Origin of the sequence: Candidatus Syntrophosphaera thermopropionivorans (assembly GCF_004353895.1) — a bacterium.
Lineage (GTDB): Bacteria > Cloacimonadota > Cloacimonadia > Cloacimonadales > Cloacimonadaceae > Syntrophosphaera > Syntrophosphaera thermopropionivorans.
The window spans coordinates 127,783-153,272 of sequence record NZ_SMOG01000002.1; the positions used below are offsets into that span (position 1 = coordinate 127,783).

Sequence of the window (25,490 nt, forward strand, 5' to 3'; positions counted from 1 at the left end):
AGAAGATATTGTCAGATTTTGCAGAATTTCAGTAGCTTATGAAGAAATGACAATATCTTCTTTTTTGCTATTTCATAAATGAGTTAAGTTCAACTATCTCTTATTCTGGGTGGCAGCATAATCAAAGAGAGCATCCATAGACTGGTATTTATTTAAAAGATTGATAGCGGTCTGGAGTTGTTTATCCAGGTTGATACTGGCTTTATATGCTTCCGTATCACCATAGACATTACGAATGAGTTCTGATTTAAGCATAGTCCGGATATAGGTATCGGTGCTATCCAAATCAGCCTGCGTGTAGGATATACCTTTATCTTCAACATAATTCAGAAACCGATTCATAAGCTCGTCTGTCACAACAAAGTTTTTATCCAGTTTATGTTGATGTTCCACCATATAATCCACGGCAAAATTGAAGAAAGCATTTTGACGGCGCAATTCCATACCAAAATTGGTCATTAAATCAGCATCAACTTCAAAATCAGGAGTGATACCTCCGCCACCATAAACGATTCTCTTGTTAACGGTATAATACACTTGCTGTAGGTTCTTTTCCTTTTCGGCTTCCTGGTCTTTTTCGGTTACTTCTTTACCTAAGAGAATCTTATCATTTATATTCTTATGGATACAGCGACCAGATTTAATATAATAATAGGCAGTAGTAACTTTAAGACCTCCGCCATTCATCAAAGGAATCAATTGTTGCACGCTTCCTTTGCCAAAAGTAGGCTTACCTATAACTAATCCTTTATCCCAATCTTGCATAGACCCAGCAAAGATTTCGGAAGCACTTGCGGAAGCTTCATTTACCAGCACAATAATAGGATAATTACGAGATTTAGTGTTGTAACGGGTGAAATATTGACGATTAGAAGTTGGAATTCTTCCTTTAGTTTCCACTACCAGTTTATTGGGTCCAATAAATTCATTAACCGTATCTACTGCCTGGTCTAATAATCCCCCTGGATTCCAGCGTAAGTCAATAATCAGAGCTCTTATTCCTTCATTTTCCAGAGAGTTCAAAGCAGTTCTAAGTTCTTGGACAGTATTTTCATTAAATTGACTGATACGGATGTATCCCGCTCCATTATCCAGTTTAAAATAGTAAGGAATACTCTTTATTTTAATGACTTCACGAGTAAGTGTAAATTCCAGCGGTTTTTCCACTCCAGGACGACTGATAGTAATAGTAACTGTTGTCCCTACTTCACCTCGCATATGTTTAATCGCTTCATCTGTGCTTGCACCAATAAGACTGATATCATCTACTTTAATAATTCTATCACCCGTAGTAATACCCATCCTATAAGCAGGAGTTCCCTCAATCGGTGAAATAACTGTTATATAATCCCCTATTTTATCTATCTGAATACCCAGTCCACCAAAAGAGCCTTTAGTAGAAGTGGTAAATTCTTCAAACTCTTCTTTAGGAAAATAAGTAGTATGAGGATCAGTGGAACTGAGCATACCATTAATGGCTGCCTTAATCAATTCCTCATCTTTAAGCTCAGTTACATAATTTTGCTTTAGCTTTTGCAGAACCTCACTAAACAGACCCAATTGAGAATAGAGATCGCTACCAGATGATTTATTCTGAGCAAAAAGACTGGTAGCAGTAAATAGCATTGTTGCTGAAAGAATCCATACAACAACAATGGTAATAATTGCCCGGCGTTGTTTTTTATAATTCACATTGAGCTCCTATATAGTCTAAAACTTTGGTTAACACCATATTATGAATGGTCTCTTTAGGCAGAGAACCATCCAGAACAACGAATCTTTCTGGATATTCCCTTGCCAGAGCCAGATATTGATTACGCACACATTGATGAAACTCGTCTTTTTCACTTTCTAAACGGTCTGGATAGCGGTTTTTTATTCTTTTTCTGCCTTCTTCCACAGATAAGTCCAAAAGAAAAGTTAAATCTGGATTAGTATGATAGGTAGCAAAATCAGTAAGAATCCGAATAAACTCCATATCTAAAGACCTTGCTGCACCTTGATAGGCAAAGGTGGAATCGTAATAACGGTCACATACGACAATTTTACCATCTTTTAAAGCGGGTAAAATCCATTCACCAGTATGTTGAGCACGGCTTGCAGAATAAAGAAGAAGTTCTGTTTCAGGTAGCATTTCCTTATTCTTAGTATTAAGTAAGAGCTCTCTAATTTCCTCAGCAATAGGAGGACCTCCAGGTTCGTGAGTGCGAAAAACCTTATAATGAAGATTTTCTAAGGCAGCACAAAGCAAAGTTGTCTGCGTGCTCTTTCCGCTTCCTTCAATACCTTCAAAAGTGATAAATATTCCTTTCATAAATTCCATTTAAATTATAGTGTCTATCTTGTAAAGTTCATCATTTGGCACAGGGGCATCTATAAGAAAATGTGCACCCCGGCTTTCCTTACGCATCAATGCACTACGGATAACAGCAATGGCAATAACTGCCATATTACGAGTTTCCACCACTTCTCTCCGCACTGCATTATGTTGATAGAAATTGTTAACCTCGTTGTATATATTTTCCATACGAGATAAGGCATATTTTAATAAACGCCTTGAACGACGGATACCTACATAGCCATCCATAATGGTCCCAATAATCTCGCGATTATGTGATATGACCACCCATTCGTGCTCATTGAACTCCTCCATTTGTTTCCAGGGAAGAATTTCTGGGAAGGTCACTTCTTCCAGATTGGAAGGATGATTTCCTGCTCTCCAGCCAATAACTAAAGCTTCCAGTAGAGAATTAGATGCCAGACGATTCGCACCATGAAGTCCTGTACAGGCAACTTCTCCGGCAGCAAATAAATTCTTAATATCGGTTATACCATCAATAGTAGCTAACACCCCTCCGCAAAAGAAATGAGCTGCGGGAAAAACTGGAATAGGGTCTTTAGTAAAATCTATACCATAACTTTTTAATCGGCTATCAATATGGGGAAAATGCTTATGTAATATTTCAGCAGGAATACTTGTGGCATCCAGATAGCAGAATTTCTCTCCGCGCTTTTTTAATTCCGCATCAATTGCTCTGGAAACTACATCTCTGGGTGCTAAATTACCTTGAGGATGATACTTTTCCATAAAAGTGCTCCCGTCTTGTAAACGTAGAATAGCACCTTCTCCTCTCAAAGCTTCGCTAATGAGAAAAGTATCACCAGTAGGAGACCAAAACGCGGTGGGATGAAATTGGACAAATTCCATATTAGCCAGACGTGCTCCAGCTAATCTTGCCATAGCCATCCCATCACCAGTTGCAACATCTGGATTGGTATTATGAGCGTAAATGCGAGCAGCACCTCCAGTCGCAAGCATAGTTTTACGAGCTTTGAAGATGCTTATCTCTTTGGTGGCATCATCCATAATATAAGCACCCCAGCAGGTAATTCCTGGAATGAAGCCATCATCCTGAACAATGTGATGCTGTGTTATAAGGTCTATGGCAATATGATATTCATAAATGTCTATATTAGGGTTTTCGCGACAACGCTTGGTTAAAGTTTCCATTATTTGATGACCAGTAGAATCTTCTGCATAAGCAATACGGCGAAAAGTGTGACCACCCTCCATTGTAAGAGAAAGGTTCTCCAAACAATTATCATAGGTCTCATCTTTACGCGTAAAATCTGTCCCCAGGTCAATCAAATATTGAATAAGTTTTGGACCTTCCATAATAATCTGTTGAATAACTTTCTTTTTCCCGAGTTCAGCTCCTGCTTTATAAGTATCTTCAATATGTTTTTCAAAGGAATCCTGAGGGTCCAGAACAGCAGCTATCCCACCTTGAGCATAGTCGGTATTACAATCAAATAAACTCTTCTTGGTAATAATAGCAACCTTACCCCAGCGTGAAACTTGAAGAGCATATGTTAGACCAGCAATGCCGCTACCAATTACCAGATAATCATATATTTTCGTTGTTCCGTTCATCTATGTATTTCACCATTACGATAGCATCCTCAATCGGTTCACTATAGTAATTTTTTCTTTTCCCGATGGGATGGAAATCAAATTTCTTATATAAGTCTTGAGCAACCATATTGGAAGTCCGAACATCCAGAAAAAACATTCGGATTCCGTTATCTATTAAATAATTCAAAGTTTCTTTCAATAAATAAGTGCCCAGTCCCTGATACTGGAATTTCGGATCAATAGCAAAATTAAGGATAACTCCTTCATCCAGAACCGTGTGATAAACTATATATCCTTGCAAGACTTCATCTTCACAGATTACCCAGGAATAAGTGCAAGGAGCTTCCATAAAAGCTTCTTTGGGCCAAGGAGGATGAAAAACCTGGTTTTCAATGCGGATAACTTCATCAAGGTCCGAATCTTGCATAAGACGAATTACTCGCATTTTCTATTTACATTTTTTCAGGAGCACTGATGCCCATTAAGTCCAGACAAATCTCAAGAGTATGTTTCACTGTCTCAATTAGCAAAAGTCTTGCTTGAGAAAGCTCTATTCTTTTGGGATTTATGACCCGATAATGATTGTAAAAATGATGAAAGAGAGCACAAAGTTCATGAGTGTAATTAGCCAGTAGATGAGGTTCTCTTTTATCTACAATGTTTATCAAAAGTTCAGGGAAATCAGCCATTTTCTTGATAAGGTCTAATTCTTCAGGACGGACAAGTTTCCGAATTAGTTCATTTTTAAAGTAGTTCGGATATATGTTTTCCTGACGAGCTTTTCTGAGAATGGAACAAATACGTGCATGTGCATATTGACAATAATAGACTGGATTTTCATTATTTTTTTGCAAAGCTAAGTCTAAATCAAAGTTTAGATGAGCACTGGCTTTACGAGCAATAAAGAAATAACGAGCTGCATCTTTACCTACAAGAGAGATTAAATCATCCATTGTCACTATTTTCCCAGCTCGCTTACTCATTTTTACCCGTTCCCCATTTTCATACAGATTAACCTGCTGAAGAAAGATGATTTCCAGCATATTCTCATCATAATTTAGAGCTCTAAATGCTGCTTTAAGACGTGGTACATAGCCATAATGGTCAGGTCCAAAAATATCAATTAGTTTAGTATATCCTCTTTGAATTTTGGTTAAATGATAAGCAAGGTCAGGAACAAAATAGGTGATAGAGCCATCACTTTTCATTAACACGCGGTCTTTATCATCACCAAATTTAGTTGAAGAGAACCATATAGCATCATCTTTTTCATAAGTGCAGTTAGCTTCAGTCAAATAGCTTAGCACCTCTTCTACCACTCCTTCCTGGCGTAAGGTTCTTTCCGAGACCCAATTATCAAAATGGACATCAAATTTTTCCAGACTTTGACGCTGCATTTCCAAAATTTCGCGGAGAGCAAATTCTTTAAGATGTTCAGTTCGCTCTTTTTCAGGCATCACAAAAATCCGCACACCTTCAGCTGCATTAAGCTTATGAGCCAAGTGCTTAACATATTCTCCATGATAAGCTTCGTAAGGAAATTCTCCAATGTTTTCACCCTGAATCTCTCTTAAACGAAGTTCTAAACTTTCAGCCAGAATATCCACCTGGTTTCCTGCATCATTTACATAATATTCCCGAGCAGCTTCATAACCTACTTTTTTCATAAGACGATAAAGAGTATCACCAAAAGCTGCTGCCCGAGCACTAACAATATTTAAAGGACCTGTAGGATTGGCACTAACAAATTCAATAAGGACTTTTTCGCCCTTACCATAATCTGAAGAGCCAAAATTCTTTCCTTGTCTGTGGATATCCCATAGCACTTTTTGATAAAGAGAAGGAGCTATGCGGAAATTAATAAAACCTGGTCCAGCAATTTCTACACTTTTGAATTGCTTATTCTTGCGTAGCTCTTTAGCCAGCTTTTCTGCCATCTGTTTGGGAGCAAGTTGATTCTCTTTTGCTAACATTAAAGCAGCATTAGTTGAATAATCACCAAAATCTGGATTGTTAGGTACTTCCACAGAAAATTCTTTGGTGTGTTTTAATCCCAGATTATCTAATGCTTCCAGCACATTATCAGCAATTTGTTTCTTTATCATAAATCTTTCTCTTCCTTAATTGGTTCTGTAAGTTCTGAAAACAGCTGGTCAATATCATAATATTCTCTTTTTTCCTGGCGGAAAATGTGCACTATCACATCTCCAAAATCCACCAATATCCATTGACCATATTCTAAACCGGCTTTACCCAAAATTTGATATTTGCTCTTTTTTGCCATCAGTAAGATATGATTGGCAATGGCCTTATTGTGTAAATCAGCTGAACCATTACATACCACAATAAAATCTGTGTAACTACAGTTATTTGCCACATCATATACTGCAATATGTTCTGCTTGCTTTTCGTTAAGCCAGTTTAAGACATCTGTTAACTTTATATTATCCGCCAAAATCTTCTCCTTTTTAGCGTTTCATAAAGGTATCATAATCAGCTCCTAATATGATGATAAAAGGAGCTTCACTTTCTGAATCAACCGCTAAAGTATAGCGTTGAATACCTGTCATTTTTTGTAACCTTTTCAAATCTTGCCAGTCTTCTTTTTTCATTTCAATCAATGATTTATTATAAATTGGATGAGGTGTATCAGCAACCCTGATTACTTCTATATTCTTGTTACGAATATAATTAGCATAGTCTGTTGCCAGGTTTTCTATTCCGCATCCATTTTTGATAATCACTTTAATAGCAGGTAAATTCTTCTCATCCAGGTCCTGAAAATCACTCTTAGGAGAGATGAATCTTATGTATATTAAGGTAATCAGAACTCCTGTCAAGACTACAATAAGAACCCAGAGCAAGCTTTTACTTGGAAACCATTTATTTGAGGAGCGCTTTGCTGTCAAACCTAATGCCCTACTTCTTCAATTGAAGCTGATATATAAATTCTTGATGCAATCTTTGCCAGCTTTTTTCAAAAGCTTCGGGAATCACTCTCTGCCCTCCAATAACACTCATAAAATTGCTATCTCCAATCCAGCGAGGAACCATATGAATATGGAGATGTTCATCAATTCCTGCTCCAGCAGCTCTCCCTAAATTTATACCTACATTGATACCTTCACAATTATAAGCGGCAATCAACACCTTTTCGCTGAGCTGACAAAGAGAGCCTAAATCCTCAATAACCTCTTTAGGCAACTCATGAAGAGATTTAAGATGTAAATATGGCACTAACATTATATGACCGTTGTTATATGGATAGCGATTTAACATTACATAGCAATGTTTTCCGCGATAGACAATTAGATTTTCCTCGTCTTTATCCATTTCCTGATAACGACACAGGATACAGTCATCCGTTTTTTCTCCTTCAATATAATTTAAACGCCAGGGAGAGTATAAAAATTCTTTATTCATAGTCAATATCTTCAATTGTTCTTTCGCCAAATTCAAGAATATGCCCTTCTGGAATGTGAGCACTAATCAGGACATTATATCCTTCCAGGAAACTGCTATCACAGAGAACGGTATCTTCAATGTAACAGTTTGGTCCAATATAAGCCCCTTTCCTTAGTTCACTTTTCCCTCTTATAATTGAGTTTTGCCCAATCTCTACATCTGGTTCTATATCAACCTCCTCGCCAATATAAACAGTTCGTGGATTATGAATTACCACACCATTATTCAACCAATGTTTGCGAATTTCCGCAATAAATAAATCTTCTAATTCAGCTAATTGTTCTTGAGAGTTAACACCAGCAACTTCTATGGGATTATCTAAAATAACGGAGGATATTTTCTTACCTTGTTTGGCAAGAACAGACACCACATCGGTGAGATAATACTCGTTCTGATTATTGACACTGGAAGTTTGTTTAAGTGCATCAAACATATCACCAGCTTGGAAACAGTAAATTCCAGTATTCCATTCTTTAATAGCTCTCTGTTCTTCAGTTGCATCTTTAAACTCTACAATGCCAGTTATCTCACCAGAAGCATTTCTTAAAATACGTCCATAACTTCCTGGATCATCCATAATAGAGGTTAGAATAGTACAAGAAGCTTTAGAGGAAGAATGCTCATTATACAGTTTCTGTAATGTCTCTGGTTTTAAAAGTGGCACATCACCACAGATAATAAAAACATCATCTTCTCTTTCTTGAAAAACTGGTTCAACCATCATAACGGCATGACCAGTACCTAACTGTTCAGGTTGTTCCACAAAGATTAAACGAGGGTCTTCTTCCAGACAGGCAATAACGCTGTCTTTTTGATAACCTACTACCACAAAGATTTTGGAACAATTAGCTTTTAAGGCGGTATTAACTACCCTCTGAATTATAGGTTTTTCAGCAAAGCTAAAAGTGACTTTAGCTCGTTCAGATTTCATTCTTGTGCCTTTACCCGCAGCAAGAATTATAGCTGATAAGTTAGACATTGCTTAATCTTCCTTTTTTTCTATGTCTTTCAAAAGGTTGGCTATACTTTTATGTAAAACTGGATGAATCAAATCTGGTGCGATAGAACACAAAAGTTCCAACACAAATTTTCTCTTAGTCATCTCTGGATGAGGTAGAATCAAATCTTGGGTATGTTTTACCTCATCTTCATAAAGTAAAATGTCAATATCTATTATTCTTGGACCCCAATGTTCAGATCTAACACGTCCCATCTGATTTTCCAGATTTAAAGCTTTTTGTAAAAGCTCATTCGAAGAATAAGATGTTTCCACCTCTATAACCTGATTGTAAAAATCAGGTTGATTTAAATTACCTACTGGTTTTGTCTGGATTAAAGGAGAGCTTTTCAAAATGCAGATATTAGGGTCCTCTCTAAGCTTTTGAAGAGCTTGCTGAACCTGAGTTTCAGGATTATTTAGATTAGAACCCAGACAAAGATAAGCAATCATTCACGAGTCCTTTGCACTTCAACTTCCACACTTTTTAAAATTCCTTGAATAGGAACAGATGGTTTTTGAATGCATAATTTCAATTTCCAGATCAGAGGAAAATCAGTCAGAAGCTTATCTGCTACGATATTAGCACAATTTTCCAGGAGAAGGAATTGACGAGATTCCATAATTTCCCGGATTTCTGCATACACTTTAGTGTAATCAACCGTATCTTCCAATCGCTTAATCACAGAATCTGTTTCAGGATGAGTTTGCATTTCCAGATTAACGATAAAACGCTGTCCCAGCTTTCTTTCCTCATCATTCACACCATGATATCCATAAAATACCATATCATTCAATCTAATAATCATAATTTTCTTCCAATGCGTACTTGCACCTTTTTCCCAAATTTACGGTCTATCAATTTTAAGATAATATAACTTAAAGCTGTGGCAGCGAAAGCAATACCTATAGAGGCAAGTTCATCCAACCAGATACTACCAATCAAATATCCGAGAAAGAGACAAAGAATGGGTAAACCGAAGACCAGTAGTGAGGATATAATTCTTGAAGCAGGAGCTATTTCCAGTTCAACTCTATCTCCTGGTTTTAGCTCAAGTTCACTTTCCACATCAAAAACTGCAGGAGTGTTGCGTCCGAAACAAAAGCTTTGCATTGAACAAGTTTTACAACCTCCACTTCGCACAACTTCCACTCGCACTTTTTTCCCTTCTACTTCAATGACAGTTCCCACATCTTCCTGTGGATATTGACCTTTTTCATTATTCATAGTTTCCATTATCCTTCATTGTAATATCAGCAAAAGCCTCTGCAATCTTGCGGAATAATTCAGTAGTTGAAATACCTGAACGATATGGTAAACTGAGAACTTTTCCCCCATATGCTTGCACAATATCTGCACCCACTATATCTTCAGTTTTCCAGTCACCACCTTTAACCAGAATATCTGGTTTAAGCAAACGAATAAGTTCATAAGGTGTATCCTGCTCAAAAATAACTACCAAGTCAACACATTGCAGTGCAGCCACCACAAAAGCTCTATCCTTTTCTGATACGATAGGACGTGGTGCTCTTTTAATTCTACGAACACTATCATCACTATTTAAACCGAGAACTAAGATATCACCAAGAGCCTTTGCCTGTTCCAGATACTGGATATGACCAGAATGCAAGATATCAAAACATCCATTGGTAAAGACTACTTTTTTATCTTGCGAACGAAAATTGTCGCATAGAAGAGCTGCTTCTTCCCAGTTTTTTATTTTATCTTTAATCATTGTAACTTGATAGTAATTGTTCTTTGGTAATGCTGGCAGTTCCCTTAATACCACAAACAACTCCAGCTGCATGATTGGCAATATCAGCTGCTGAATATATATCAGCACCGCTAATATAAGCTAGGGTCAGGACACTAATAACGGTGTCACCTGCACCTGAGACATCATATACTTCTCGGGCACAAGTAGGAAGATGAATATGTGCACCTCTACCTTCAAAAACATACATTCCCAGAGCACCTCGCGTGACAATCAAGTTTTTAATATTCATTCTCAGCTTAAAATCACGGGCAGTTTGAATGAATTCTTCTTCATTTTCAAATATCTTTCCGCTAATAGTTTGTAACTCTTTATAGTTGGGTTTAAAGATATCCACCCCTTTATAAGCCATAAAATTCTTCTGTTTAGGGTCAACTGCTACAGGGATATTCTTTTCTTTGGCATATCTGAGAGCTTCTTCAATTACTTTCTCGGTTAGCAAACCCTTATTATAATCTTCTATAATCATAGCATCACAGTTATTTATCAGACCTTCCAGATTGGTTAAAAGCTTTCGCATTGTCTCCAGATTAATATCTGTTTTGGTCTCATAGTCAATACGGACAATTTGCTGATTGATTGCTCCAATACGAGTTTTCAAAGTAGTAGAACGAGAGGAATCTATAACCAATTTATCAGTATCTATATCTTTTTCAGTTAAAAGTCGGATAAGGTCATTTGCCGCAGTATCTTTTCCAATGACACCTAAAAGTATTGGTTCTCCACCAAGAGTTTTGATATTAAGAGCCACATTGGCAGCTCCACCTAAACGAAATTCTTCTTTTTGCACTTCCAGGACAGGAACAGGAGCTTCAGGAGAGATACGTTCCACTTCACCCCAGACATAATGGTCCAACATTACATCACCTAAAACGAGAACTCTTTCCCCTTGAAAGTTTTTAATAATTTCAGCTATCATTCTTTCTCCAGAGGATATTTTCCATCAAAACAAGCATAACAATATTCATCTGGTTCTTTTAAACATTCTCGCAAAGAGTTCATATCAAGATATTTTAAGCTATTAACCCCAATTCTTTCTTTTATTTCTTCCAGCGAATAACGATTAGCCGCAAGTTCTTCTCTATGAGGAGTATCAATGCCATAATAGCAGGAATAACAGATAGCAGGGCTACCTATTCTAAGATGAATCTCTTCTGCTCCTGCTAATTTTATCATTCTCACTATCTTTCTAATCGTCGTTCCACGCACAATGGAATCATCCACGAGTACAACTTTTTTCCCTTTAAAGAAATTGGGCAATACATTAAATTTCTGACGAACACTCTCATCCCGGATAGTTTGTTCTGGTTTGATAAAAGTTCTGCCAATATAGTGATTACGGATAAGGCCTAAAGATAGCGGAATTCCGCTGGCTGCTGAATAACCTACTGCCATAAAATTTGCCGAATCAGGAACTGGAACAACACAATCAGCTTCCAGACCTTTATCCTGTTCAGCTAATTTGCGCCCTATATCTTCTCTAACTTCAAAGACATTTTCTCCAAAATGATAGCTATCTGGACGAGAAAAGTAGATATGCTCAAACACACAATAGCTATGATGATTTTGCTGCCTGTATTGAGCAGGATTATTCCCTATAACTTTTACTCCATCAGCATTAACTTCAATAATTCCAGCAGCGGGAACTTCACTTCTTCCATTGACATCCAAAATATCCAGAACACAACTTTCCGAAGCTACCACTACATCTCCATTGATATTTTTACCCCATATCATAGGTCGGATTGAAAGTGGGTCACGAAACATATAAAGTTCTTTCCTGGTACAAAACACACAGGAATAAGCACCTTTGATATCTTTCATCAGACAACGGATAGCTTCAACGACATCTTTATTTTTAGCTATAATCTGCCAGGCAAGATATTTTACTAATAGTTCACCGTCATTATCGCTGTTAAAATATACATTTTCAGCTTCTAATCTGGCTCGTATCTGGTCATAATTAACCAAATCTCCATTACTGGCAAGAGCATAGCTGGGACCAAATAGCGTTTCTACCAGATGAGGTTGAGTATTGAATTTGGTAGCTGCACCCTTAGTTGGATAACGAACATGACCGACAGCAATATAACCTGGTAAAGTTTTAAGTACTTCATCGGTAAATACTTCTTTTACCAGTCCCATACTTTTATATAAGTGAATAACTTTACCATCACTAACGGCTAAACCACAACTTTCCTGTCCTCTATGTTGTTCGGCAAACATTCCCAGAGCTGCCATACGAGCTGCTTCTGGATTGCCATAGATTCCGATAATTCCACACATTTATTATTGACCTTTTTTAAAGCTTATTTTAGTTTCCTGGTGTTCCAGTAACCGAAGAATATTCGGATAATGCTTATATATTATCAATAATACCACCGTTAACTGAAACCAGGGAAAAGTGTAATCTTTAATTACCAATATATTCCAGAGAAAATCTATGATAAAAAAGGAAAATGCTGTCACTATAGAGCCTAAAGAAACATAGCGAGTAATTGCCACGACGATTAAAAATACCACTAAAGATAATAACATTGGGATAGTAGCTATGTAGATAAACACACCCAGAGCAGTGGAAACTCCTTTTCCACCTTTAAAGCCAAGAAATACAGAATACATATGCCCTAAAATGACCATCAAAGCTGGAAGGTTAAAAATAAAGGCATTTAATGGTTTATCACCAATCAAATAACCAAATTTATCTGGAACAACTTTATATAGCAACCAGGCAACTATAAAACCTTTTAGAAAATCTAAAATCAAAACTGCAATGCCAGAAAGAGCTCCGTAAAGTCTTAAGGCATTAGTGGCACCGATATTTCCACTTCCACCTTTACGTATATCCTGATGATGGAAAATCATCCCGATTATATAGCCAAATGGTATACTGCCGATAAGATAGGCACAAATACAAAGGATTATCCAGAGTAAGGTTAAATTCATTCTGCCATCCTTTCATCTTCAGTTTTTCCTTTGAAGATAAGCTTAATGCTTACTCCTTCAAAAGAGAACATTTCTCGGATTTGATTGTTGAGATAGCGACGATAGTTTTCTGTCACCAGAGCAGGTCTTTTGCAAAAAAACACAAAAGTGGGAGGTTTTACTCCTGCTTGTGTCACATAATAAATTTTAACTTCTTTCCCGGAACGATGCGTGGGAGGATATTTTTCTACTACGGTTTCTATAAAACGATTTAATTCACTGGTCGGAATTCGTTTTTCACTTTCTTGTTCTATCTTTACAACTGTTTCCATTATCCGATTTATTCTTTGACCAGTTTTTGCAGAAATAAAAAGCACTGGAGCGAATTGCAAAAAAGGCATTTTCCGATAGAGCTCTGCAACATATTTACCTGTCGTTTTGTTATCCTTTTCTACTAAATCCCATTTATTAAATACAACTATAATTTCTTTCATTTTCCTGCGAGCATAGGAAGCAATTTTTACTTCTTGTTCTGAGATTTCTTCATCAGCTGCAAGAACAAGGACCACTACATCAGAACGGTCAACAGCTTCAATAGCTCGCATAACACTAAAATATTCCACTCCATAATCAACTTTAGTTTTGCGTCTTAGACCAGCTGTATCAACCAGAACATATTCTTTGCCATAATAGCGAAAATAGCTATCTACTGAATCTCTGGTAGTTCCTGGAATATCTGTTACAATCTGCCTTTCTTTACCTAAAAGAAGATTTACGATAGAAGATTTTCCTACATTGGGTTTTCCTACAACGGCAATTCTGGTTGGTCCAGATTCTTGAGTTTCGCTTAAAGATTGAGTTTCAGGAATATGTTTTAAAACCTCATCCAGGAAGTTTCCTATATTTCTACCTTTAATTGCAGCAACGGGAAAGGGTTCACCCAGACCTAACTGTAGAAAATCATAGAGTTCCCATTCATATTTTTCATTATCCACCTTATTAGCAACCAGCATAACCTTATCTCTATGGGGATATAACAATTTGGCAATGGCTTTATCTATATCTGTGGTTCCAGTTTGTGCATCTACCAGAAATATAATTAAATCGGATTCGTCTATAGCAAGAAGTGCTTGATGCCGAATTTTTTTGGTCAACTCTTCTTTATCATCAAAGACGATACCTCCAGTATCAACCAATTTGAAGACTTTACCATTCCATTCAACATCTTCATATTTACGGTCACGAGTTACACCCACTTCTGCATCTACAATAGCCGATCTCTTACGACATAGACTATTAAATAGTGTGGACTTACCTACATTTGGACGCCCCACGATGGAAACTATATATTTTCTCATTAAATAGTGAACTTCCTGCTTACTTTTGATACCAGTCTTTTCTTTAAGACTATTTTGTCAATGGACGATTGGTTCATTTTCTAAATATCAAATCATTTCTCTCTATTATTCTTATACTGCTAAAGCTTACTCTTCATTTAATCTATTTTTTACCCATTCACTGTCTAAAAATTCATCTTTTTAAAACTATAACTAATAATGTATTACGCTCTTGAAGAGTGCCTAAATTATAGAACAAATTTCACCTGATAATGGCAAATCAAGTCATAATTGCTTTGAATAAAGTCTATATTTTTTATAAATAACTCCGCCAACTCTTTCGTTTTCAGCACGCATTTTGATGTTATCTTCCAGCACATGATGAGAGTCAATAATTTCAAAACCAGCTTCATAGGCTGATTTTAATTGAGAATAGCCAAGCAAAACATCCACTCCCTTACCCCGATATTCTTCTTTAACTGCACCCAGGTAATTATCCAGTTGTTTACTTTTCTTTGCCGATTGCATCATATAGAAAATACCGAAAGGAATAATGCGTCCTTTTGCCTTTTTGATACCTTCACTCATATTGGGTATAGAAACAATAAAACCTATGATTTGTTTATCTGTTGTTTCCACCGCTTTTATAAAGCGAGGGTCCAGAAGAGGCATATAACGGTCTGCCATAGATTGAATTTCTGCTTCATCCAGAGGAGTGTAACCATAAAGAACCATAAAAGCCTCATTCATCAAATCAAAAATAGGACGAACATAGGGTTTAAGTTGTTTCTTTTTGGTAAATTCCAACAGGTGAAAATTGGGATTTCGGCTTGCCCTCTCAAAAAGCCTGGCATAAGTCTCTGTCATTGCTTTCTTTACTTCTACTTTATAGACGAACCAGTCTACTTCTTTTCCATAACCAAGCTTTTCCATATGCTCATTAACATAAGGTAGATTTTGGATGCATCCCAGAGTGGGAGTCTCATTATAACCTTCATAAATAAAGCCTTCTGAATCTTCTTCCGTAAAACCTTGAGGACCAACAATCTTTTGCATTCCCTTATCTCTTGCCCAATTTTCTACATAATCCAGCATAGTTTTGCTTACTTCCAAGCGGTCTGGAGCTTCAAAGAAACTAAAACGAGCTGTCTTCGTGTTTGCATAATCATTGTATCTATGATTGATAATTCCCGCTATCCTTCCGATTAATTCTTCACCATCATAAGCAAGAAGCAAGACACTATCACAATAGCGGTGAGCTGGATTTCTTTTGGGATCAAGTACTCGCATATCATCAGAATAAATTGGAGGCACCCATTCTGGTCTATGAGCATTTAATTTCTCGGGTAGATAAACAAATCTTTTAAGGTCTTTCTTGTCCTGGACTGTTTTTAAGGTTATAGACATATTTTTACATCCTTTATTATATAAACTTTATTATAAATTAAACTTAAATCAATATTTCGTCAAGCAGAAATTAAGAAAGTTACCCGATTTAGACTGAAAAATATGCATTTTTTATCCTTATTTTCTCTTCATTCAGGATTTTTTTTCCTACGCCTTGATGGGTAGCTTATGTCCAGCTTATGTCCAGCTTATGTCCAACTTATGTCCGAAATTGGACATAAGCTTAAGATTTATTAGGTATAATCTTTTCAATTAGAGCAAGGGATTGGGGAGGCAAAAAATAATCTGGACATAGGGATAAATATAGAATTTAAAAAAGCTTAGATATGATTTGGTAAGAAGATAAACAAATAATGCTTTTATAATTTACAATTAGAAAGAAAATCCTTGTCAAATAAAGGGAGATTAATTTTTTGGATATTTCAGAAACAATAAATACAAGGAATATTTATGGCTACGATGGCTGATATCCGCAATGGAATGATTATAGAATTCAAAGATGACCTCTGGGAAGTTGTTGAATTTCTGCATGTAAAGCCGGGTAAAGGTCCCGCTTTTATGCGTAGTAAACTGAAAAATGTTCGGACCGGAAAAGTTATAGAAAATACCTGGCGCGAAAGTGATACTTTTAATGAAGTTCGTGTGGAACGTAGAAAAATGGAATATCTTTACCGAGATGGTGATTTCTATATAATGATGGACACAGAAACATACGAGCAAATACCAGTTGATGCGAGTTTAGTTGGTGAACAAGATAAGTTATTAGTAGAAAATATGGAAGTAAGCCTGTTACTTACTCCCTCAGGTAAAATTCTTGGTATAGAATTACCAGTTACAGTTATTCAGACTATCACAGAATGTGAACCTAATGTAAAAGGTAATACTGCTTCTGGAAGTGGCAAGATTGCCTACACGGAAACAGGTTTACGTTTGACCGTCCCCTTCTTCATAGAAGCAGGTGATAAGGTTAAAATAGATACACGCACTCTCAGCTATATTGAAAGAGCGAATTAAAATAAAGATATAAACCCTTAAATTTCAGGGTAAAAGAGGAAAAAATGGGAAAAGCAAAATCTTTTGCAGCAAAACTGGCACATGAGACTTCCAGTGAAGGAAAGGTTATCTGCCCAGTTTGTAACACTGAATTAAAAAAGCTTAAAATAGTAACTAACAAGAAAAAAGGTAGTGGTTCTTGGTCTCCAAAATATGAGTATATCAGAGTCTGCAAGTGCAATGAGAACGACCTGTTAGCAGGAAAAAAGCTTTAATTAAAAAAATGCCCTTTTGAGCAAACCCGTTACTATCTTACATCTACATGGTAGAACGGGTTTTTTGTTGACTAAAAATCATTGATTTCTTTTAAAGAATCAAAAGTAAGAATAGTGTTTAACTGAATTTTAGCGGTTTTTTTTCTTTATAGATTTTTAGCAGGAAGTCCAACTATGCACTTTCAACCCATAAGAATTATATGCCTGGTCCTGGTTATTACCTTATCCGTTTATGTAGAAGCTATGGTCCCACCTCATCCCTTATATAAGGATATACCTGCTGCTTATACTCCCACAAAAATTGAATTACCTACAAATTTTACCTCCCCTAATAGATTAGATTCCAAGACCTTACCACATAATATTCTGGTTCTTAGAGTGCAATTTCAGGATGTTCATTTTATAAATAATCCTTCCTGGCCCGATAATCTGGCACATAATGATGCTTTTTTTGATCGCTGGATGCTCCATTTAAGCGATTTTTATGCTGATGCATCTCATGGAAATTATGAGCTAAATTACACTCTCCATCCTTCAGTATTTACTTTACCCGAAAATATGTCTTACTATGGAAGAGATACTGCAGATAATATTGATGTAAACTTAAATGAATTTACTCAGACACTTTTACAGATGGCTGATCCAGAAATAGACTTCAGTCTTTATGATGGACTTATAATTTTTCATGCTGGAGCTGGACAGGAATCAGACATAAATGGAATAAGAACTGGAGAAATCTGGTCTACCTTTTTAACTCGTAAGCGACTACAATCCTGGTTTGACCCCGATAATGACAATTATCAAGGCTGGTTAGCTGATGGTGTACATTTAAAGAACATTGTGATATTACCGGAGAATGAATTTCAGGATTATTTCCCAGCTGAAGGAGAACCTAATGCCGAATCATATATTTTTAGCATTTATGGTGTTCTTGCACATCAATTTGGACATATTTTAGGTTTACCTTCTCTTTTTGATACTGATTCCTCTAATGGAGCTTCCCAAGGTATAGGAAACTGGGGTTTAATGGGTACGGGTATCTGGAATGCAAATGGTTATGTTCCAGCTCAACTTGATCCCTGGTGCAGATTATACTTAGATTGGGAACCTGTAATTACAATTACGACTGATACTGAAAATGTTCCGGTAGATTATTTTTTGAATCACAATCCTTCTGCAAATAGATTATACAAACTCCCTATATCCAGCAGAGAATATTTCCTGATAGAGAATAGACAACAAAATCCCGATGGAAGCACTGACCCTTATACTGGACTTCCCAGTTATTCTTTCCCTCTCCTTCCAGAAGGTGAGCAAGATTATTACGAAAATTATCCTCTTCTTCCTTATTTCAATTTTATGAAAAATAGATATAAAGGCAGTGAATGGGATTTTATGTTACCAGGTTTAGGAGGTCCTATTCCTTCAGGGATGAACATTCCTGTGGATGGTTCGGGATTGCTAATCTGGCACATAGATGAAAATGTAATAGCTCAAAACTTCACACCTAATTTTGATTTGAATAGCGTAAATGCTGATTCAGCTCATAAAGGTGTGGATTTAGAAGAAGCTGATGGAATAGAGCATCTGGATACTGCTAATTATAGTCTTTATAAATATGGCAGTCCCTATGATAGTTTCCGCAATGGTAACAATGATTATTTTGGCAATAGATTCCATAATGGATTGCTTTCTTTACCAGCAGCAGAAAGCTATTATGGTGGTGTCCCACTTGAAGTTTATGATATAAGCAATAGTGGCAATGTTATGTATTTTTCCGTTAGCTTTGGCTGGAAACTTTATGCTAATTATGAAGGTGATAATCCTATCAATGCTTGTATGGTAGATTTTGATGGTGATTCAGAAACTGAGATTTTCTATCCTATGCCCAATGGCTTGCTTTATATGTGGAAAAATGAAACTCTTATGCCAGGTTTTCCTCTTGCATTGCAACCGGTAACCCAAAACTATGTTTGGGATGGTTCTTCATTTTACCTTCCAATGCAATATCAAAGTTTAGCCCGACTCTATAAACTAAGTAATAGTGATAAAAGATTTATAGGAAACTTTCCTGGATGCAATTGGGCAACCCATCCTGTTTCCGACGGAGATAAGCTTTATTTTGCCCTCAATGATAATGATAACACTAAAAGTTATATATTTAGCTATAATAAGATAGAAGATGAGCTTCAACAAGTGACACAATTTGACTTTCCCGTGGTCGCTAATATGATTCTTTTCAGGAACAACCTTTATGTCTTGAACAAAAAGGGAAGCTCTTATTCTATCTGGAATTATGATTTAATTAATACTGAATGGGAAGAAAAACAATTAAATCTTCCTATAGATTCCACCTTAGTAGCCATTTTCAAGGCACCCCTGCAACCTAAAAGCATAAATAGAGCAGGTGAACTGATTGTTCAATTTACTAATTCTATCTATGTCTTTGATAATGAATTAAATTTGCTACCCGGTTTCCCCTACATCCATAATATGCATACTACCGCTCCTTTAACTATTGCCGATTGGGACATAAATGGTAGTTTGGATTTGATAATTACTTCAGATGAAGGATTCGCTATTATAGACCATTCAGGTTCCCGAATGAGTCCGATATCAGTCTTTTTACCTGCTTCTGATAGCTTAGCTTCTAACGCAGGAGCAGTGGTGTTAGATTTAGATAATGATGGGAAGAATGAATTACTTGGTTCTTTTAGCAATAATAGATTGATATGCTGGGAAGAAAATTTTCGGGTCAAAAAAGGATTTCCTGTGTCTTTTGGTAATCGTAGTCGTAATTTACCTTTCTTTGGTAAGGCTTCAGATGGGAATATCTATGCTTGGGTGGCTTCCGATAATGGAACTATTTATCGTACCTTACTTCCTGATGCAGTCTTGGAAAACTTCTCCAGTGGATGGTTAACAGAGTATGGAAATCTGCAAAGACACTCCAGTCGTGATGATTCATTTCTCTCAAATCAGTTTCAGACCACTGAGCTCTTTGTTCCAGGTGAAGTTTATATTTATCCTAATCCCTTGAAACCCCTTTTTGGTAATAAACTTACCCTCAATGTAATGACCAGTCAGGATACCCCTATTGAAATCAAAATCTTTGACATTAATGGAAGCCTGGTCTACTCTCAAAAAGCTTATGCCCGAGCTTATCTTCGTAATCGTGAATTGATAGATTTCCCCGAAGATAGGTTACATAATGGGGTCTATATCGCAGTGATTTCTGGATATAGAGATACTAAACAAATTAAATTTGCGGTGGAAAAATGAAGGAGTTTTCTGTGCATAAAGTAGCTTTAATACTTTCACTGATAATGCTATTTTCCGTATTCCTTAATGCGGATATACATCATAATGCAGGAAAATATGGCTATCAATTCTTGGATATTAGCACCAATCCAATTTCACTTTCTCAGGCTGGTAGAGGAATAAGTAGCTCTTCGGAATTAGCTTCTTTTCTGCGTCAACCTGCCTCGTCAACCATAGAAGCTCATAAAAGCATTGGTGCAAGCCATATCATCTGGTTAGCTGATACCTCCTGTGATAATCTTTACTATTCCTGGTCTAATCGTAAGAGTCATTTTGGATTAGCATTTCGTAGCCTGGATTATGGTGACTTAGAACTCCGCGATGACAATGGAATGTTGATAGGATATTATTCTCCCTTAGATATAGACCTTCTTGGTAATTATGCTAAGCGATTAACCCCTTCTATATATGCTGGTGTGAATGTGGGAATAGCTTATGAAAAACTGGATACTGATTCCAGTCTCGGACTACATACCGACCTCGGTGTTACCTGGTTAACTCCAATTGCAGGAACACAATTTAATTTATCTGTCCGTAATTTAGGCATTTCCAGTGCTATGGATGAAGAGCGCACCCTTTTTGCTCCAAGTTTAGAGATGGACTTGAGTAAAAGTATAAATTATCAAAATACAGATATTACATTTGAACTCAGTGGAATAAAAGCAGTGGATGAAAATTGGAAAGCCGCAGTAAGTTCCGAAATTGAGTTATTTCAAAGACTCCTGGCTCTTAGAATAGGTTATAAAATCAATTATGATGCAGAAAATCTTACTGCTGGTCTGGGATTGAACTGGAAAAACCTCAGTATAGATTATGGCTGGGGTTCTTTTTCTGACCATCTGAACAATGTTCATTCTTTTGGTCTTTCCTATCACTTTTAAGTGGCATACTTATGCGAAAATGCTATATTCCCTTCCTCTTTTTCTTTTTAATCAGTTTAACTGTTTTATCTGCTCTGGAATATACTCCGGGACAGCTTATTTTCAAAACCAGTCAGCCACTGAATATAAAATCTGACCAAACTGGTATAACTTCTTTTGACAACTGGCTCAGCACTTTAGGAGCATATAATTTAAGACCAATTAAAGGAATGCCTAATAACCAGTATTTCTTTGCTAATCTTGAACAAGAACCAAACTGGAAGGATTTGAAAGAAGGTAAGATAAAGTTTGCTGGAATTGAGTATATTCAACCAAACTATTTATCAACTTTTCACACCATACCAAATGACCCCCTATTCCCTCGTCAATACCATACCATAATTTCTAATCCTCAAGCCTGGGATTATTGCACGGGCAGTTCTACAGTGGTCGTTGGAATTGTTGATTCAGGATGTTTAATTAACCATCCTGACCTTGCTGCTAATATCTGGGTAAACACAAGAGAGATTCCCGATAACGGTATAGATGATGATAATAATGGATATATTGATGATATTTATGGCTGGGATTTCGTTGATGCTCCTGAATTAGCTGATATCGCTATTGGAGATTACCTTAATCCTGATAATAATGTGGAAGATGAAAACTTTCATGGCACTGCCGTAGCTGGAATTATTGGAGGTGTAGGAAATAATGGAGTAGGAATCTGTGGAGTTAACTGGAATATTAAATTGATGATAGTTAGATCAGGTTTCCTGACAGTTGATGGTCAAGGCTATTTACAGGATGACGATGCTGCAGCTGCTCTAATTTATGCTGCTGATAATGGATGTAATGTTATCAATATGAGCTGGGGTGACCCTAATTACTCTCCGATAATAGGAGATGCTTGTGCTTATGCTTATTCCAGAGGAGTAACTTTAGTAGCATCCGCAGGAAATGATCCTGGACCTTATATAAGCTATCCAGCTAAACTTTCCACTGCTATCTCCGTTGGTGCTATCAATAGAACACGCACTCTGGCTGGATTTTCCAGTTATGGACCTGATTTAGACCTCGTTGCTCCTGGTGAAATGGTGTTGAGCACTTATAAACTTGACCCGGGAAATCAGTATTATGAACAAAGCGGAACCTCTATGTCTGCACCCTTTGTTTCAGGTGCAGCTGCTTTATTATTATCATTACATCCTGGACTCAGTCCAAGTGAAGTTCGTTCACGTCTTTTAACTGCCACTGATGATTTAGGTGCCCCGGGCTTTGATCAATATTATGGACATGGCTTATTAAACGCTAAAAGGCTTCTGGAAAACACAGCACCTCCGCTTGTTTATATTGACTCTCCTCTGGACCAGAGCGGTTTAACAGAAAGCTTTGATATTATAGGCACAGTCCAGGGTAACAATTTCTTCCGCTATTCTGTTATGTATTCCAACAAATCTGTTCCTTCGCTTCTGGATTGGTATGATGTGGAAACCCATCATAACTATCCAAAATTCCACACCCAACCTGTACAAAATGGAGTTTTAGCTCATTTTTATATACCAGAATCATTTGCTGAAGGAGAGTATATTATCCGGGTGCAATATGAAGCAATAAACGGAAGTAAATATAACTTTTTCCGGACAGTTATTTATGACCCTTCACCTCCACAAATGAAAGAAAACTCCTTGCAACAATTCACTCGTTATGATAAACAAAACTTAAGATATTATATTATTGCAGTATTTAATGAACCAGTACGCTCTGAACTTGATATAATAGCTTCAAACGGAACTCATTATCACAGCTATGGAGCTATGCTGGATACTTTACAAATATGGTCTTTACCTGAAACTCTACCTGAGGGGCAAATAGACATTCAGGTTAAAGCTACTAATGTAAGTAACTTAACCTTCCTATCTGATTGGTATAATGGCTTTCTGAATATACATTATGAGCTCATACCAAATTATGGGTATATCTATAGTCCTTTAGGAGGACCAAAAGTTCCCCTGAATTATAGCTATGATTATAATGGTGATGGTATAAAAGAATATATTGCTATGGACTTACCCAAAACAGGTTATGGACCGGTTTATGCTTATCAACCTGAAGCTGGAGGACATATAGTAAGCCATTCTTTTGGTGATTCTTTCTGGCTCCTTGGTGCAGGAAATACTAACAATATTGGACAAGAACTTTTAACCTTAAAATATGGCACCGCCACCGTCTTAGAAAGTCAAAATAGTTCGTATCCTAATATTGCCCTTTGGGAAGACCGTTCTATAGATGGAGGCACCATAGCTGATTATTCTAATGATGGTATAGATGATCTTCTATTGGTTAAAACTCTTCCCACAGAAAGAGTTATTCAGGCATATAAACGATCAGGAAACATCTTTGTCCCCAAAAACACTTTGCATAATACCAGTTCAACTACATCTTACAATGCTTTTGTCCCTACCATCATTGTTAAGAACTTTGATAATGATAGCTATCCGGATATCTTAGTAGCTGATACTGATGGTGATGTAATGATTTATGAGATTCGCAACGATAATTTTGCAGAACTAACCTGGACCCAAAAGATGCCTGTTGGAAACACTTATTATCTTACCAGTGGCGATTTTGATGGCAACGGAAGGCAGGATTTCTTCATAGGTGGATATTATACGGATAAACTTGACCCCAACCTCAATTTTTGGTATTTTGAAGGTTTTAAAAATGTGTCCAATAATAACTATACTTCTATGGGCTCCATAATGTTCAATCAAGTGGCTTCTAAAAATGCTATTCAAGCAGCAGACCTGGATAATGATGGGAAAGATGAAATTATTTTAGCTATCTCACCTAATTTATACATAGTTAAATATCAAGATAGTAAATTCCAGCCTCAATTTTATGGGAATAGTTACAATACCTATTCCATTCTTGCTTATATAGATCATCCTAATCAATCGTTCTTTTTAACAAATTATGAAGTTGAAAAGGACTCCCTTATTTCCGTTGTATGGACTCAAGATGCACCCTATACAGGACCACCAACACCCATTAATTTTATTGCCAGACCTCTAAATGAATCCTCAGTTCAATTAAGTTGGATAAACAATGGTGCTGATTATTATAGAATCTACAGAAAAGAAGAAAACAATCAGATATATATTTTGGATAATGTTACAGGGAATTCCTATATTGATTTAAATGTGGAAGAAGGTTGCACCTATCAATATGCTATTACCGCTTATAATTCTAATTTTACACCTTCAGAAAGTGCTCCAACTATCTGGCAAACCGTTATTCCCTATCCTGTCCCCCATATTGAAAGTGTTACTATGATAGGTCCTAATAGATTGCGAGTAATGTTTGATCAGCCAATGGCAACCTCTATCTGTAATCCTTCTCTTTACACAGTAGATAAAGGGATGTCGCATCCTTCTTCAGTGAATTATATCAATTATTACTATGGAGTTCAGCTGCAATTCAGCCAGATCTTTCCTGAAACAAGTGAACCATTTTTACTTACTCTGGGAACTATGCTTAGTGCTTATAATATTCCTCTGGCTGAAAATCAATATGAATTCTATTGGATTGCTGATACTGAACCACCTAAGGTTACCGGAGCAGTAGTTTTAAATGACCAAAAGACGGTGGAAATTACTTTCAGCGAATCATTAGCTCCGGACAATCCCAGTCCCGAACAATTGCATAACTATACTCTAATCTGTCATTCCAATGACCCGGACAACAGTATAGTATCAGTTTCTCATTTAGATGACCGGGTTCAGGTCTCTCTGTCTCATAAATTAAAATTTGGTTCCTCACCCTATCAAATAGTGGTGCGTAATGTTAGGGATTTGGCAGGTAATCCTATTATACCACAATATTCTACCACTCGTTTTTATATGAGTAATAATCATGATTTAAAGAATCTGGTAGTTTATCCCAATCCCGTAAGATTTAATGACTTACAATGTCACATCCTTAATTTCCCTGCAGGTAAGAGAGGTCATATAAAAATTTATGATAGTTCAGGTAATCTTGTTCGTAGTTCTGCCATAGGTCCTTTTAATCCAGAAATTAATAATATAGATTGGATATGGGATTTAAAGAACAACGATGGAAAGTTAGTCTCTTCCGGTATATATTTCTATGTAGTAGAAATGGGGGGCAATATTGCCAGGGGTAAAATAGCAATCATAAAATAAAGGTTAAGATTAAG

Annotated in this window: 23 protein-coding genes; 5 read left to right on the forward strand and 18 right to left on the reverse strand. The window is 36.7% G+C overall.

What is annotated here, in order from left to right; genetic code table 11:
• Positions 1-93: 93 nt before the first annotated feature.
• The 18 genes from E0946_RS01860 to E0946_RS01945 all read right to left on the reverse strand — a co-directional run bounded on the left by E0946_RS01860 (position 94) and on the right by E0946_RS01945 (position 15,822).
• Entirely contained in the window at positions 94-1,692 is a 1,599-nt protein-coding gene (locus E0946_RS01860; RefSeq protein ID WP_133200764.1) for a S41 family peptidase, read from the reverse strand.
• The gene (gene tmk / locus E0946_RS01865) at positions 1,682-2,314 is read right to left on the reverse strand and encodes a dTMP kinase (RefSeq protein ID WP_243713702.1); all 633 of its coding nucleotides are present in this window, start codon (positions 2,312-2,314) and stop codon (positions 1,682-1,684) included. Before tmk ends, E0946_RS01860 begins: the two co-directional genes overlap by 11 nt.
• Before the next feature lie 9 nt (positions 2,315-2,323).
• The gene (nadB, locus tag E0946_RS01870) at positions 2,324-3,934 is read right to left on the reverse strand and encodes an L-aspartate oxidase (RefSeq protein ID WP_133200766.1); all 1,611 of its coding nucleotides are present in this window, start codon (positions 3,932-3,934) and stop codon (positions 2,324-2,326) included.
• Positions 3,909-4,361 carry a ribosomal protein S18-alanine N-acetyltransferase gene (gene rimI, locus E0946_RS01875; protein WP_133200767.1) on the reverse strand — a complete coding sequence of 151 codons (453 nt, stop codon included), beginning with the start codon at positions 4,359-4,361 and terminating at the stop codon, positions 3,909-3,911. Before rimI ends, nadB begins: the two co-directional genes overlap by 26 nt.
• 7 nt (positions 4,362-4,368) lie before the next feature.
• Positions 4,369-6,021, reverse strand: coding sequence for an arginine--tRNA ligase (argS, locus tag E0946_RS01880; RefSeq protein WP_133200768.1), 1,653 nt, complete (start codon positions 6,019-6,021; stop codon positions 4,369-4,371).
• Positions 6,018-6,371: a ribosome silencing factor gene (gene rsfS / locus E0946_RS01885; protein WP_243713704.1), complete on the reverse strand. Its 354-nt coding sequence runs from the start codon at positions 6,369-6,371 to the stop codon at positions 6,018-6,020. The genes argS and rsfS overlap by 4 nt, the downstream gene beginning before the upstream one ends.
• Positions 6,372-6,384: 13 nt before the next feature.
• Positions 6,385-6,825 carry a LytR C-terminal domain-containing protein gene (locus tag E0946_RS01890; protein ID WP_133200770.1) on the reverse strand — a complete coding sequence of 147 codons (441 nt, stop codon included), beginning with the start codon at positions 6,823-6,825 and terminating at the stop codon, positions 6,385-6,387.
• Positions 6,826-6,835: 10 nt separating this feature from the next.
• Positions 6,836-7,339, reverse strand: coding sequence for an HIT family protein (locus E0946_RS01895; RefSeq protein WP_133200771.1), 504 nt, complete (start codon positions 7,337-7,339; stop codon positions 6,836-6,838).
• Positions 7,332-8,360, reverse strand: a complete 1,029-nt coding sequence (locus E0946_RS01900; protein WP_133200772.1) for a bifunctional UDP-N-acetylglucosamine diphosphorylase/glucosamine-1-phosphate N-acetyltransferase GlmU — start codon at positions 8,358-8,360, stop codon at positions 7,332-7,334. The genes E0946_RS01895 and E0946_RS01900 overlap by 8 nt, the downstream gene beginning before the upstream one ends.
• Positions 8,361-8,363: 3 nt before the next feature.
• Positions 8,364-8,831: a 2-amino-4-hydroxy-6-hydroxymethyldihydropteridine diphosphokinase gene (folK, locus tag E0946_RS01905; protein ID WP_133200773.1), complete on the reverse strand. Its 468-nt coding sequence runs from the start codon at positions 8,829-8,831 to the stop codon at positions 8,364-8,366.
• Entirely contained in the window at positions 8,828-9,187 is a 360-nt protein-coding gene (gene folB / locus E0946_RS01910; protein WP_133200774.1) for a dihydroneopterin aldolase, read from the reverse strand. The genes folK and folB overlap by 4 nt, the downstream gene beginning before the upstream one ends.
• The gene (locus E0946_RS01915) at positions 9,184-9,606 is read right to left on the reverse strand and encodes a SoxR reducing system RseC family protein (protein WP_133200775.1); all 423 of its coding nucleotides are present in this window, start codon (positions 9,604-9,606) and stop codon (positions 9,184-9,186) included. Before E0946_RS01915 ends, folB begins: the two co-directional genes overlap by 4 nt.
• Positions 9,599-10,114, reverse strand: coding sequence for a D-glycero-beta-D-manno-heptose 1-phosphate adenylyltransferase (rfaE2, locus tag E0946_RS01920; RefSeq protein ID WP_133200812.1), 516 nt, complete (start codon positions 10,112-10,114; stop codon positions 9,599-9,601). The genes E0946_RS01915 and rfaE2 overlap by 8 nt, the downstream gene beginning before the upstream one ends.
• Positions 10,107-11,072, reverse strand: coding sequence for a D-glycero-beta-D-manno-heptose-7-phosphate kinase (rfaE1, locus tag E0946_RS01925; protein WP_133200776.1), 966 nt, complete (start codon positions 11,070-11,072; stop codon positions 10,107-10,109). The genes rfaE2 and rfaE1 overlap by 8 nt, the downstream gene beginning before the upstream one ends.
• On the reverse strand, positions 11,069-12,439 hold the full coding sequence (purF, locus tag E0946_RS01930) for an amidophosphoribosyltransferase (RefSeq protein ID WP_133200777.1): 1,371 nt from the start codon (positions 12,437-12,439) through the stop codon (positions 11,069-11,071). The genes rfaE1 and purF overlap by 4 nt, the downstream gene beginning before the upstream one ends.
• Before the next feature lie 3 nt (positions 12,440-12,442).
• A complete protein-coding gene (gene plsY, locus E0946_RS01935; RefSeq protein WP_133200778.1) occupies positions 12,443-13,099 on the reverse strand; it encodes a glycerol-3-phosphate 1-O-acyltransferase PlsY in 657 nt (218 codons plus the stop codon).
• Positions 13,096-14,436 (reverse strand): ribosome biogenesis GTPase Der, encoded by a 1,341-nt coding sequence (gene der, locus E0946_RS01940; protein ID WP_133200779.1) that lies wholly within the window; start codon positions 14,434-14,436, stop codon positions 13,096-13,098. Before der ends, plsY begins: the two co-directional genes overlap by 4 nt.
• Positions 14,437-14,700: 264 nt before the next feature.
• Positions 14,701-15,822: a hypothetical protein gene (locus tag E0946_RS01945; protein ID WP_133200780.1), complete on the reverse strand. Its 1,122-nt coding sequence runs from the start codon at positions 15,820-15,822 to the stop codon at positions 14,701-14,703.
• Positions 15,823-16,272: 450 nt separating this feature from the next.
• Here E0946_RS01945 and efp point away from each other — a divergent pair, with 450 nt between their 5' ends.
• From efp to E0946_RS01970, 5 genes are all read left to right on the forward strand, one after another.
• Positions 16,273-16,836 (forward strand): elongation factor P, encoded by a 564-nt coding sequence (gene efp / locus E0946_RS01950; RefSeq protein ID WP_133200781.1) that lies wholly within the window; start codon positions 16,273-16,275, stop codon positions 16,834-16,836.
• 44 nt (positions 16,837-16,880) lie between these two features.
• Positions 16,881-17,090 (forward strand): hypothetical protein, encoded by a 210-nt coding sequence (locus tag E0946_RS01955; RefSeq protein WP_133200782.1) that lies wholly within the window; start codon positions 16,881-16,883, stop codon positions 17,088-17,090.
• A gap of 174 nt (positions 17,091-17,264) precedes the next feature.
• The gene (locus tag E0946_RS01960; protein ID WP_133200783.1) at positions 17,265-20,372 is read left to right on the forward strand and encodes an immune inhibitor A domain-containing protein; all 3,108 of its coding nucleotides are present in this window, start codon (positions 17,265-17,267) and stop codon (positions 20,370-20,372) included.
• 11 nt (positions 20,373-20,383) lie between these two features.
• Complete coding sequence (locus E0946_RS01965) at positions 20,384-21,292, forward strand: PorV/PorQ family protein (protein ID WP_207930809.1); 909 nt, start codon at positions 20,384-20,386, stop codon at positions 21,290-21,292.
• An 11-nt stretch (positions 21,293-21,303) separates the two neighbouring features.
• Positions 21,304-25,476: a S8 family serine peptidase gene (locus E0946_RS01970; RefSeq protein ID WP_133200785.1), complete on the forward strand. Its 4,173-nt coding sequence runs from the start codon at positions 21,304-21,306 to the stop codon at positions 25,474-25,476.
• Positions 25,477-25,490 lie beyond the last annotated feature (14 nt).

Coding starts and splice junctions, on each gene's coding strand:
- tmk (WP_243713702.1), bottom strand. CDS start 2,314: ATGAAAGGAATATTTATCACTTTTGAAGGTATTGAAGGAAGCGGAAAG.
- nadB (WP_133200766.1), bottom strand. CDS start 3,934: ATGAACGGAACAACGAAAATATATGATTATCTGGTAATTGGTAGCGGC.
- rimI (WP_133200767.1), bottom strand. CDS start 4,361: ATGCGAGTAATTCGTCTTATGCAAGATTCGGACCTTGATGAAGTTATC.
- argS (WP_133200768.1), bottom strand. CDS start 6,021: ATGATAAAGAAACAAATTGCTGATAATGTGCTGGAAGCATTAGATAAT.
- E0946_RS01895 (WP_133200771.1), bottom strand. CDS start 7,339: ATGAATAAAGAATTTTTATACTCTCCCTGGCGTTTAAATTATATTGAA.
- E0946_RS01900 (WP_133200772.1), bottom strand. CDS start 8,360: ATGTCTAACTTATCAGCTATAATTCTTGCTGCGGGTAAAGGCACAAGA.
- folK (WP_133200773.1), bottom strand. CDS start 8,831: ATGATTGCTTATCTTTGTCTGGGTTCTAATCTAAATAATCCTGAAACT.
- folB (WP_133200774.1), bottom strand. CDS start 9,187: ATGATTATTAGATTGAATGATATGGTATTTTATGGATATCATGGTGTG.
- E0946_RS01915 (WP_133200775.1), bottom strand. CDS start 9,606: ATGAATAATGAAAAAGGTCAATATCCACAGGAAGATGTGGGAACTGTC.
- rfaE2 (WP_133200812.1), bottom strand. CDS start 10,114: ATGATTAAAGATAAAATAAAAAACTGGGAAGAAGCAGCTCTTCTATGC.
- rfaE1 (WP_133200776.1), bottom strand. CDS start 11,072: ATGATAGCTGAAATTATTAAAAACTTTCAAGGGGAAAGAGTTCTCGTT.
- purF (WP_133200777.1), bottom strand. CDS start 12,439: ATGTGTGGAATTATCGGAATCTATGGCAATCCAGAAGCAGCTCGTATG.
- plsY (WP_133200778.1), bottom strand. CDS start 13,099: ATGAATTTAACCTTACTCTGGATAATCCTTTGTATTTGTGCCTATCTT.
- der (WP_133200779.1), bottom strand. CDS start 14,436: ATGAGAAAATATATAGTTTCCATCGTGGGGCGTCCAAATGTAGGTAAG.
- E0946_RS01945 (WP_133200780.1), bottom strand. CDS start 15,822: ATGTCTATAACCTTAAAAACAGTCCAGGACAAGAAAGACCTTAAAAGA.
- efp (WP_133200781.1), top strand. CDS start 16,273: ATGGCTACGATGGCTGATATCCGCAATGGAATGATTATAGAATTCAAA.
- E0946_RS01955 (WP_133200782.1), top strand. CDS start 16,881: ATGGGAAAAGCAAAATCTTTTGCAGCAAAACTGGCACATGAGACTTCC.
- E0946_RS01960 (WP_133200783.1), top strand. CDS start 17,265: ATGCACTTTCAACCCATAAGAATTATATGCCTGGTCCTGGTTATTACC.
- E0946_RS01970 (WP_133200785.1), top strand. CDS start 21,304: ATGCGAAAATGCTATATTCCCTTCCTCTTTTTCTTTTTAATCAGTTTA.